General features: G+C 30.5%; 12 protein-coding genes. 2 read left to right on the top strand and 10 right to left on the bottom strand.

What is annotated here, in order from left to right:
* Positions 1-43 precede the first annotated feature (43 nt).
* Positions 44-232, top strand: a complete 189-nt coding sequence (locus ACODSB_RS20990; RefSeq protein ID WP_488938454.1) for a hypothetical protein — start codon at positions 44-46, stop codon at positions 230-232.
* A gap of 280 nt (positions 233-512) precedes the next feature.
* Here ACODSB_RS20990 and ACODSB_RS20985 read toward each other — a convergent pair whose 3' ends face one another.
* Positions 513-926, bottom strand: a complete 414-nt coding sequence (locus tag ACODSB_RS20985; protein ID WP_488938453.1) for a helix-turn-helix domain-containing protein — start codon at positions 924-926, stop codon at positions 513-515.
* A gap of 248 nt (positions 927-1,174) precedes the next feature.
* On the opposite strand from ACODSB_RS20985, the gene ACODSB_RS20980 reads away from it, so the two are divergent.
* The gene (locus ACODSB_RS20980; protein WP_488938452.1) at positions 1,175-1,492 is read left to right on the top strand and encodes a hypothetical protein; all 318 of its coding nucleotides are present in this window, start codon (positions 1,175-1,177) and stop codon (positions 1,490-1,492) included.
* Positions 1,493-1,569: 77 nt separating this feature from the next.
* On the opposite strand, the gene ACODSB_RS20975 is transcribed toward ACODSB_RS20980, so the two are convergent.
* Genes ACODSB_RS20975 through ACODSB_RS20935 form a run of 9 tightly spaced genes read right to left on the bottom strand, consistent with a single transcriptional unit; the run spans position 1,570 to position 11,281 of the window.
* Complete coding sequence (locus ACODSB_RS20975; protein ID WP_488938451.1) at positions 1,570-2,484, bottom strand: hypothetical protein; 915 nt, start codon at positions 2,482-2,484, stop codon at positions 1,570-1,572.
* Positions 2,485-2,495: 11 nt separating this feature from the next.
* Entirely contained in the window at positions 2,496-3,557 is a 1,062-nt protein-coding gene (locus ACODSB_RS20970) for a hypothetical protein (protein WP_488938450.1), read from the bottom strand.
* Between the two features lie 3 nt (positions 3,558-3,560).
* A complete protein-coding gene (locus ACODSB_RS20965; protein ID WP_488938449.1) occupies positions 3,561-4,982 on the bottom strand; it encodes a hypothetical protein in 1,422 nt (473 codons plus the stop codon).
* A gap of 37 nt (positions 4,983-5,019) precedes the next feature.
* Positions 5,020-5,541: a hypothetical protein gene (locus ACODSB_RS20960; RefSeq protein WP_488938448.1), complete on the bottom strand. Its 522-nt coding sequence runs from the start codon at positions 5,539-5,541 to the stop codon at positions 5,020-5,022.
* 1 nt (position 5,542) lies between these two features.
* Entirely contained in the window at positions 5,543-6,736 is a 1,194-nt protein-coding gene (locus tag ACODSB_RS20955) for a hypothetical protein (RefSeq protein WP_488938447.1), read from the bottom strand.
* On the bottom strand, positions 6,736-8,925 hold the full coding sequence (locus tag ACODSB_RS20950; RefSeq protein WP_488938446.1) for a type II secretion system protein GspD: 2,190 nt from the start codon (positions 8,923-8,925) through the stop codon (positions 6,736-6,738). The genes ACODSB_RS20955 and ACODSB_RS20950 overlap by 1 nt, the downstream gene beginning before the upstream one ends.
* Before the next feature lie 38 nt (positions 8,926-8,963).
* Positions 8,964-10,364 (bottom strand): GspE/PulE family protein, encoded by a 1,401-nt coding sequence (locus tag ACODSB_RS20945; RefSeq protein ID WP_488938445.1) that lies wholly within the window; start codon positions 10,362-10,364, stop codon positions 8,964-8,966.
* On the bottom strand, positions 10,365-10,841 hold the full coding sequence (locus tag ACODSB_RS20940) for a hypothetical protein (protein ID WP_488938444.1): 477 nt from the start codon (positions 10,839-10,841) through the stop codon (positions 10,365-10,367).
* A complete protein-coding gene (locus ACODSB_RS20935) occupies positions 10,841-11,281 on the bottom strand; it encodes a type IV pilin protein (RefSeq protein ID WP_488938475.1) in 441 nt (146 codons plus the stop codon). The genes ACODSB_RS20940 and ACODSB_RS20935 overlap by 1 nt, the downstream gene beginning before the upstream one ends.
* Positions 11,282-11,582 lie beyond the last annotated feature (301 nt).

Here is an 11,582-nt window from a genome sequence, read left to right as displayed (position 1 = left end):
CTGTAAAAGCACCCAAAGTATATGCATGCAAAAACATAAAGAAATGAATAAGTTATTTACATTAATAATATTAGTTTTCAGCGCTTTTGCCTGTAGCAAAGCGAAAGAAACAAAAGAAACAAGCATTAATAAAATAGTGATACACTCAGTAAATCTAGATATTGATACGGGTTCTGACGTTAGTTGTCAAGATTTCAACTTAACTTTTGGCAGTCATGTAAAAGATAAATGAATAGAAGATAAATCAATTTTGACAGAGCTTGAAAATCTCTTAAAAGAGACAAAAAAAATTAAAAAAAAATAAGTCTGTAGATGTAAGAAGAAAAATCGTTATCTATTATAAAGATAAAACAGTAGACACCTTATGTGCTGGCAGATTTAATATTTTAGTTAATAATCAATTATTAGAAGAGAATACAGATCTATTAAATTTTGTACTTGATTTGTAGAACATATTTTATATTGACAAAAAAAGAGACCAAGGTCTCTTTTTTACTTATATTTTTTAGAAATTATTTCCCATTCAATAACTTCTCCAAATAAGCATTTTTCTCTTTCTCCGCTTCTAACAAACGCTCATAAAGTTTTTTATTTTCCTCATAAACTTCAACCAATTTATCAAGTGGATTAAAAGTGCAATGATTATTATTTCCAAAATGACTATTATTTACAGCTTCATTAAAACTATTAAAGTAATTAATAGCCGCTTCGTCCGAAAAATTTTTAATTGCATCCACAGTTATGCCAAGAGCTTTTGCCACTTCTGCAAGTTTATCATCGTCGATAGTTTCACTGTTTTCCATAGCAGAAACTGCTTGTTGATTTGTTCCTAAAGCCTGAGCCAAAGCTTCCTGCTTCATATCTCTTAATTCACGAATACGGCTTATTTTTCGCCCTATATGGTTTGGTTTCGTTAATGTGCTCATAATTCAAAGGTAATAATTAGGGATAAAAAATAATGCAATCTGTAAAAAACATATTTATTTCTGTAGGATACAGATCAAAATGATTCAATACCTAAAACAGTCTTATTTAATTGCATGCATAAAAACAAAAATACAATTTTTCGGACAAGTATAAATTAAAAATTCAAGTCCTGTAAAAGAGTAAAAATCCTTTTAATAAATACCCGCCAAAAAGAAATTTTAAAAAAATTAAAAGCCAAACAAGGATTATGGAAAAAGAAACAGAAAACTTAGAAGATCTCAAAAATTTAACTGCGGGATTTTTAAGTACATTAAAACCTGCTAGTGATAAAAAAGACATTTATACTGCCGAAATCAAATTTCTAAATTATTACGAACTAGGCTGTGTAATTACTAATATGCTAAAATTATGCATTTTGGCAATTGATCAAGAAACTCATAAAATTACAGAAACAGATAAAAATTCATCAATTAATTTCGGTCTTATTTTAGAGGTTGCATTTCAGCTTTTTCCAATGGATGAATTTGAACTTTTAAGTAATATCAGCCAGAAAGCTAAATACTAATTCTGAAACAACGCCAACAGTATAAACAAAAAGCCGCTTAATTAGAAAAGCGGCTTTCTGTTATAGTATTTTTTAATTTATTTTGAACTTTCCAGAGTCTCTAACCTCTTATTTTGTTCATCGATAATCTTCATTAACTTTTCAGTATTTTTTTGCTGTTCAATAGCATACAAAGTCAATTCTTCTACTTTCTTTAAAAGAATCATATTTATTTCAGAAACATTAATTCCGTTCTTTTCGAATTCTTGTGCTGATGGAATTTCAGGTAAATGACTATTCTCTTTTATATAATATTCAACTTCCTGAAGGCTTTTTAATTTATAATCATTCGCAAAAACATAATCTGGTGCAGGAACATTTAAATCAACTTTTACTTCTTTGGAATGGATTGTTCCGTTAACTGCAAGTTTTGCATCTGGATTTTCAGTTCCTATTCCAACATTTCCGGCAGCATTCCAAATGCTTCCTCCAGATAAATAGACATTTCCTTTAAATCTATTTTGATACGGAATTTCAACTGTTTTTGTCCCTGTCATTGCTTCATCTACAACCGTCCATCCTTGAAACCAACTACTTGTTTCTGAAATTCCCTGAGCATAGGCACTAACAGTAAATCTTTGAAAATATGACTTATCATTTATAAAAATAACCACCTTTCCATTTTCAATAGATAAGTAAACAGGTGGTGTGTAACTTCCTGCTGAAGACATTTTTGGTGTATGAAAATAAAAATTTGATGGATCATTAAAATTACCGCCTGTTGAATAAGTATAATAAACAATCGTTAGATTTATTGTCTCTGCCGTTTGGTAATTAAAGCCTGTAATAGTTATCGTGGGCATTTGACTTGCTGGAACAAAAGGTAAATTCGTTTTTATTTTTACTCCATTCACAGGGGTTCCATTGATTGAATAATTAGCTATATTATTATAATTCTGTGCATTACTAATACTTGCAAAAAGCAATATTAGAATTAGGTAGTACTTTTTCATAGGCTTTTTAGTTAATTACTTTTAATCTGTGATTTCAATTCTTTATTTTCTTGCTTTAAAACACTAATATCCTTTTTCATTTCAATCATATACAAAGTCAATTCTTCAATTTTCTGTAAAAGTTTCGCATTCATCTCTCCTAGATTAATTCCGTTTTTTAGAACTTCCTCTTCGCTTGGGATATTTTCTAAATGTCCTTTTTCTGCAATATGTTTTTCAACTTCTTCAAGTGTTGGTAAATCGTATTCTTTTTTAAAGACAAAATCAGACCAGCCAGTTGCCATAACTTTTATTTCTCTTGCTCCAATTGATCCTTCTACGGCCAGCTTATGTGTTCCAGTTGTAAGAGTACCAATTCCTAAGCTGCCGTTAGCGCTTAAAATCATTTTTCTATTGCCATATGAGTCCCAGGCAAATAATGGTCTTGTAATTATAGCTGCTGCAGTTGTTCGAGAATCAAATGTCATAAGAGGATCTGTACCGCTGTCAATATTAGGTTCAGTAATAGCTGTTAAATATAGCGATGCTCTGTTGTCACTTGTTCGATATCCTTGTAAACTTGGAACAAATTGATTATCGGCATTTGTGCCATTTGCAATCCGAATATAATCTTGAGTAGCATCACTTACGCTTAATTTTAACAATGTTTCTGATCCTGTAACAGCTGGAGTTTTAACTTCTAAAGAGGCTGTAGGAAGATTTGTTCCAATTCCAACATTTCCACTATCCATAATTGTAAATCGATTGCTACACAACCCTGTACCACAACCTAAATTATCATAAGCCCAGAACTGCAAACTATTTCCATAGTTACCAGTCATATTAAAAATTGTCCAATCTTTTGCAGAACCATTTGCAGTTTTAGAAGAATTTACAATTTTTATATTACCGCCTATTGCACCAGAAACATCAGTAATAATACCACCTTTAAAAATTCCATTACCTACCACCTCTAATTTTTGAGATGGATTTGTTGTTCCAATTCCTACATTAGAACCATCAGTTGGAAAAGTACTTTGAGCAAAATTTATCTGCGAAATACACACTAAAATTAAAATAATATACCTTTTCATAACTTATTTATTCTCAAGTTTTACAAGTCTTCTTTCTAATTCTAATTGATTCTTTTTCAACAGGATATTTTCATCTTTTACTTTTTCATTCTCTTTTTTCATTTCAATCATGTAAAGAGTCAATTCTTCTATCTTTTGTAATAATTTAGAATCCATTTCCCCTAAATTAATTCCATTTTTTAAAACTTCCTCTTCGCTTGGAATATTTTCTAAATGCCCTTTTTCAGCAATATGTTTTTCTACTTCTTCAAGTGTTGGCAAATTATATTCTTTTTTAAATACAAAATCAGACCAACCTAGCATATCAACCTTTACTTCTTTTGAATGGATTGTACCATTCACATCTAATTTATTAGTTGGACTTAGCACGCCAATACCAACATTTCCATTCCCTAAAATTCTAAGCTTTTCTGTCTGTCCAGTTACATATGATTCTTGGGTAAAAAACTGCATACCATAAGCATTTGTCCCTGCACTTTGTGTAATAGTTCGAAGCGAAGTCCCATATGTGTCTTTATCTGCATATTTAATAGAATGGGCAATCATTATATTAGATTCATTATCGACATTTGCTGCGTTTCTTACCAGTATATTTCCATTAAAAACTTCTAGCTTTGCTAACGGAGTAGCAGTACCAATACCTAAACTCCCATTTGCGGTTAAAATCATTTTTCTATTACCGTATGAATCCCATGCAAATAATGGTCTTGTAGTTACTGAAGCAGTACTAGTTCTTGAATCAAATACCGTAACAGGATTTGTTCCGCTATCTATAGTAGACTCAATTACGCTTGTTAGAATTAGTGATGGACGGTTATCTGTGACGTGATACCCATAGATCGTAGGAATAAACATCGTATTATCGTTAGTACCATTAGCTATTTTTATGTAGTCCTGCCCTGCATCACTTACATTTAATTTTAATAATGTTTCCGATCCAGCAATTGCTGGAGTTTTAATTTCAAGACTGGCAGAAGGATCATTTGTTCCAATTCCAATATTACCCTTATTAATAGTTAAATAAGTTACTGCATCGTTACCCCACGATTGGATATTATCTTTAGGATCTCTTTCCCACCATGTTTTTGTATCCAAATTTGGAGTTTTAAAAGAAGCGTCTATTGAAATTCCATCATGAAGTCTCGCATTAAACCAGTTATTTAAAGTACCGTCTCTGTACGTCCATAACTTATTTATTAATGTATTGTCTCCAACATTTCCGGAAATACTATTAATAAGCTGGTAAGAATTAACTGTAGTACTAAGAGCTATCGGTTCGTAGCTGGTTATTGTACCCACAACATGTAATTTAGAAACTGGTGATAAAGTTCCAATTCCTACATTCGAGCCATCAGTAGGAAAAACACTTTGAGCAAAATTTATCTGCGCGGCAAATGCCACAAATAATAAAAAAGTCTTTTTCATAATTTATTAATTTTTAGTTTTGATAGGAGATTCTGTTCTAAACTCCTTTATTTTTTTGCATGATAACTTCTACAAATAGTTGATCTGTATTCGTTTTATAATTTCTTTTTTTGATGAAATTTAAGTGTTTAATATTCCCAAGCATGGTATTATTTTCTACCTTGTTAAGTACTGCCAGACATCCATTAAATGATCCTTCAAGAGAAAATGTATAACTCGTTGTAGTAAAACCCTTTTGTGAGATAATGTGAGGCTCTTTAAAATCAACAATCTTTAAATGGTAACTATCACTATAAGAAGTTAATTGTTTTAATAAATCATTCTGAAAAGATTCTGAAATATTTACATCATAATTAGCCAAAATTTGATCCAGCTGTTTTTCTTTTTGAACTAGCTGCCCCACGAGTTTTGGCATATCACTATCTTGAGCTATCTCCTGTTCTTTATTTTTGTATTCAGTATAATAATTTATTGTATTAGAAATCGCAAAAGAATAGCAGATATAAAGCACAACAAAAAAACCAATTATCAGAAGTTTATTTTTTTTGTTCAGTTTCATCTTACTTCAGGGTTAAGTTTATAGAAAATGTAGTTTCATTATCTTCATTTTTGCCAAAATGCGTAATTAAAACTTTGTCAATATATTGTAGTTTTTCAATATCTTCTACCCATTTAGTAAAGGACTGATTTGCAATTGTAGTTCCTGAAATAGTGATTATTTTATCTTTTGTGAGTATTGCTTCGTCTGCTTTAATCTTTTTTTCCAGAGGATTAAAAGTTAATTCAGTCAATAAAATTGATGAAGGCACTTTATTTGCAATTTCATTGATAATTAAAGAACTTCTGGAAGTCATTCTACCATCAATGTCTTTTACTTTTTCTTCTTTTACTATAATTCTTTGTTTTATTTTACTGACATCTTCAATAGACGATTTATTTACCAATAAAATTTCAGATGATTCCTGAGCTAATTTATAATAGTGCGTAAAGAAAATAAAATTGAGTAGTAATATCCCCAATACAACTCCAACCATTATTTTAATTCCTTTATTAAAAAATGTTTTTTGATTGTAGTCATCATACAACTCATCGCTATATGAAATGATTGAACCTGTATTAAGTGTATTATTTAGTATCAATCGTAAAATACCTGAAAAAGCAAGTAATTGTCTATTCTCAATTTGAAGATCATTTATAGTATAAGTTACTGCAGATTCTAACGACCTAGCAGAGATTATCTGCGTTTCTTCTTTTGATATATTTTGATGATTGGTATACAGGTTGTTTTCCTCAGTGTAAGCTATAATATCAGCTATAGAACATACACCAAGACTGATTCCGGCAATTGTTATTTTTTGATTTTGATAATCTTCCAGTAAAGAGATAACATACGATTTTCTGGCAATAGCAATAACAGATTTTGTTTTTAACCTCCAGATTTCATAATAAAACTCATCCCAGTTTGTATTAGGAAAAGATTTATGTAATAGCTTTTCATCTGATGGTTCTACGCCTAAAACCTCTTTTTGAATAACCTGATTAGAATTTATAACTACAAAAAAAGGCAGTTTGGTATCCCATTTTTCTGCAATTTTTCCGTTATAACTAACCCTGTCTTTTTTACTAATTACTAATCCTTCTTTTTTCTTTTCAACTAACAGTAAAGCAACTTTATCTTCATTATTTATAGTGAAGTGCTCAACGCCAATGTATTCTTTTCCAAGCAAAAGAGTATGTAAGGAGAATGCGGTCATTAGTAAATAACTGTAGGTTTAATCAATACACTTAATTTTTTCTTCGAATCTTCTCTTTTTCTGGAACTAAATAACCATTTTAAGATTGGAATTCTCGATAATAAAGGCACTCCAGTTCCTGAATCATTTTTTACAGATTCTTCAAGACCGCCTAATACTATAATATCTTGGTCTTTAACTCTGATAATTGAAGTAAATTCTCTGGAATTAATTCCCGGAGGAGCGTCTTTATCTACTTTTTGACCATTAAAACTCGATTGAATTACTTTAATATCCATTGTAATCTGTCCATTACCAGAAACCAAAGGCATAATAGTTACAGACAATTCAGCATCGATAGGCTGATAGTTTTTAACTTCTGAAGCCTGAGGAATTTGTGACCCGTAATAATTCTGGTTGGTAACCACATAATACGTTGTTTCACCAATAGACAAATAAGCTTTATGACCATTTAAGGTAGATAATCTTGGGGACGAACGCACTTTTAAATTTCCGTTTGTTTCCATAGCTTTTAAACTTAAATAAAAGTTAGGAACCACTTGTCCAATATTTAAAGAGCCAAATCCGTTAAAACCATCAATAATTTTATTTATTGTTGAAGCTCCTAAATTAATATCTGCATTAGGGAAAACAGTTCCTTTTGTTGTAACAGGTTTATCTCCAATTCCTGCTTGAATACCTGTTTCTACTGTCGCGCTTCTGTTAACTTCTAACAACATTACTTCTATTAAAATTACAGGAACAGCTTTGTCAATATAATTTATAAAAGATTCAAATCGCTCAATGTTAGCTGCTGGCCCATTAACTAAAAAACTATTCAGCTCTTTATCAATTTTAATATCCAGATCCTTTTTTATTTCATCAGGTATAATAGTTAAAATAGATTCTGAAGGACCGCTGCTGCTGCTTGAAGATGAAGAATTACTATTGTTATTATTATAATTACTATTTGGGTTAGAGTAGTTAGAATTAGATGTAGATCTATTGCTATTACTATCATAAGAATTATAATTTGAATAGCTGTTCGTGTTATTTAATCTTCCGGCGCTTCGACCTTCTTTTGATGGATCGCTTAAAAGTTCAATCGAACGGTGCATTAATGGAATCGATTTAATATTTCGCACCACTAATTGATCTTTTGTTCCAAAATAATAAACAGAGCCACTTCTTTTAAAAGTATAACTGCCTCCGGAAGATGCTATAGATCCAGCTTGGCTATTACTATTAAATTGCTGCGAGTTATTATTTTGCGCTGGATAACTATCTGCTTTTACTTCAAACAATTTTGCCAAAAGTTCGTCAAAAGTGATGTTTTTGGCTTTTACTGTCCCGTTTCCAGCATTTTCTAAAGGACTTGATATAAACATATCTATGTCAAGTTCGTGACCTATATCATACACTATACTTGAAATTGGAGTGTTTTCAAAATCTACGTTTAACAGTTTTTTATCAGCATCAATCACTGTAAAGAAAAAATTAGATTTTCTTGGACGTTGAGGTTTGTTTTGTCTTATTTCTCCATTTTGATTTCCTGTCCCTTCAACAACAAAATTCCCATCTAATTTATCAAAAATATAAAAATTGTCTCTTGATTTCGTTACACTTAAATTATTAGCAAAAGCCAATTTGTTTAATGCGGCATCAAAAGGCATGCTTTTTATATAAGCAGTCACTGGTTGATTTTCTAATCCAGGAGCAAAAACTAAATTTTTGCCGCTTACATCCATTATTTTTCTGAAAACGTCATATAATTTATCGTCTTTCAGGTTTAACGAAAGTAAATTATTTGCATAATCATGGGTAACATCAATCTCTTTTATCTTTTGAATTTCAATTGGTTTTTCATACGACTTTATGGCCAGAATATTTCCGGTAAAATCAATAGTAAGATTATATTCTTTACATAAAAAAATAAGCAGATCACCTACTGTAACATCCGAAAAATTATTTACAATATTAATTTGGTTTAAGTTTGTTGCTACACTAAAATTAAGTTTATGAATTTGAGAAACAGCCAATAAGAAACTTGACAAAGAAGCTTCTTTAATATTAACATTAACTTTTTCATTAAGTCCCGGAGCGTCGGCAGAAATGGATTCTATATTATTTTTAAGCTGTAAAATCCGATTATCCTGTGAATATGAAATCTGGAAAAGAATCAGTAAAAATAGAGTAATTATTTTTTTCATGAATTTATGTCAATTGTAGGACTTTTATATATTTTAATTTACAAGAGTAATGAAAAAACTTCATCGACAGAAGTGATTCCCTCTTTTATTAATGACAATGCATTACGCTTTAGTGTAAAAATGTCTTTTTCTTCTAAATAATCGTTGATATCCAGTTGGTTGTTTTTAATTAGATTAGACAATTCTGACCCAATTGGCAAAATTTCATAAATCGCTTTCCTTCCCGAATATCCAGTATGATAACAATGCTCACATCCAACAGCAACGTGGTGTGACTTTAAGTCTTTTGGAATTTCAAAACCAGTTGGAAAAATTTCTTCAACAATTGATTGTTCAGTTTTACAAGAATTACACAATTTACGTACTAAACGCTGTGCAACACTAATATTAAGAGTACTTGCTATTAGAAATGACGGAACTCCCATATCGATCAATCTTGATACTGTTGCCCATGCCGAATTTGTATGTATGGTTGACAAAACAAGATGCCCTGTCAATGCAGCACGAATTGCCATATTTGCTGTATTCACATCACGAATTTCTCCGACCATAATAATATCCGGATCCTGCCTTAAAAATGTTCTTAAAGTTGCAGCAAAATCAAGCCCGATATTTTCTTTTAACTGAACCTGATTAATTCCTTCCAGCGTGTATTCTATCGGGTCTTCAACCGTTAAAATATTAGTATTCGGGACATTTAATCTTTTTAAGGTAGCATATAAAGTCGTTGTTTTTCCTGAACCTGTTGGTCCTGAAATAAGAACTATACCATTCGGACGTTTAATATTTTCTAAATAAGATGCTAATTCTTTTTCCGTAAATCCCAAAGAATTAATATCGATATGACTGGTGTCTTTACTTAAAATACGAAGTACTACTTTTTCTCCATGCAGCGTTGGTAAAACAGAAACACGAACGTCAAAATCCTGATAATCTGTAACCATTGTTATACGTCCATCTTGCGGTAACCTTTTTTCGGATATATCAAGCTGAGCACGAATCTTTATTTTGTTTACAATAATAGGGTATTCTTCTACCGAAATATGAAATTGTTCTTTTAACTTTCCATCTAAACGAAAACGAACCCTGGCATTTTTTTCATAAGGCTCAAAATGAATATCACTGCTCCCTATTTCCTTAGCATTTAATACAATTTTTTCTAAAAAATCAGAAGTATAATGAATCTCAGAAACGTTATTAGACGTTTTTCGGTAATTGGTACTTAAATAACGGTTTATATTTTCTGTAGAATCTGTTTCTAACTGAACAGGAAAACTAAGGAGAATACTTAATTCATTCTGTAAGCCTCCGATATCAGAATTATCTGTTTTTAATAATACGACCTGCCCACTTTTTCCAACAGGGACAATTCGGTAATAATAAGCCTGTTCTGCTTTTATAAGCTGCTGGAATTCTATTGAAATATCAAAATTTTCCATTTAATAAGCGTATAAAAATGTATCATTACCAAAAAAAGAAATTGCATAAACAGCACCAAAAAAAAGTGACATATAACCTGCTAATGGTACTGTGGACTGCTCTTTTTTATTACTTAAAGCTAAATGCAAAATCAAAGAAAATAAAAGGGAAAAGACAAATAAAACCAAAAAAGAAACTATCGAAAATGTGCCGGCTATAAAAAGAAAAAACAGGATGTCTCCTATCCCGATTGTGTTTTTTAAGTCTAATCTTCTAAACCTGGCATAAATCATACTGACTGCCAAAATCAAAACTACAAATATTAAATTACCTCCCAAATTGGTCAATGCAATTGACAAAGGCAAATTGTGTAATTGAATTGCAAAAGCAAGAATCCCAATAATTGGATATAAAAACCAGTAAACTAAGCGGCTTTTAAAGTCCTGATACAATACAAGAGCAAATACAATAAGTAAAAGTAATTTCAAATACCACATTAATCATTTATGATTTGTTTTGGAACACCATTCTGATCAATTTCCCAAACATTAAAAACCCCATTTCCATTAAAATCAGTAATTGCTGTAGCTTTTACTTTAAACTCATTATTTGTTGATTGCACTATTTCATAAACGTAATTAGCACTTCCACTTTCTTTTGTTGTTTTTGGTGCTTCAAAGTCTATTTCAGTAAAATTAGGACTGTATTTTGAGTACATAAAGTAATACTGTTTCTCTGCATTGTATATAGCTTTAAGCTGTACCTGTGCCTCTACACTTTTTGCTTTTGTAATCAGTGGCATTAGGTTTGGCAAAGCAATTAAAAGCAAAATTCCTATTATAGCAAGAACAATCAACATTTCCTGTAGATTGAATGACGGCAATTTTTTAAGTAGATTTTTCTTCACAACAAAAGTGTAATATTTTTTTACAAATATATCTTTTTTATTGAGAAAAAAATCAAATTATTTTTAAAGAAATATTTTGTTAATTTAAATATAAAATATAAGAATTATTTTACTATTATTGCAATTTATATCTTAAATTAATTCAAAAGCATTCTTTAAATGAAACTTAAATTCTTACTCACCATTTTAATTTTAACCTTAAATCTTTATAGTCAAAAATCAACTGAATATGATTATGGAATTCCTTTGCCACCAGAATCTTATCAATTTAAAAAGTGGATATGCAAACAAAAACTGGAGAAAAAGTTAAGCTACATTTTTATAATTAGTT

This window comes from Flavobacterium sp. FG68 (assembly GCF_057808895.1).
The sequence above is the reverse complement of the archived record's forward strand: the minus strand, read 5'-3'. Positions and strand labels throughout refer to the sequence as shown.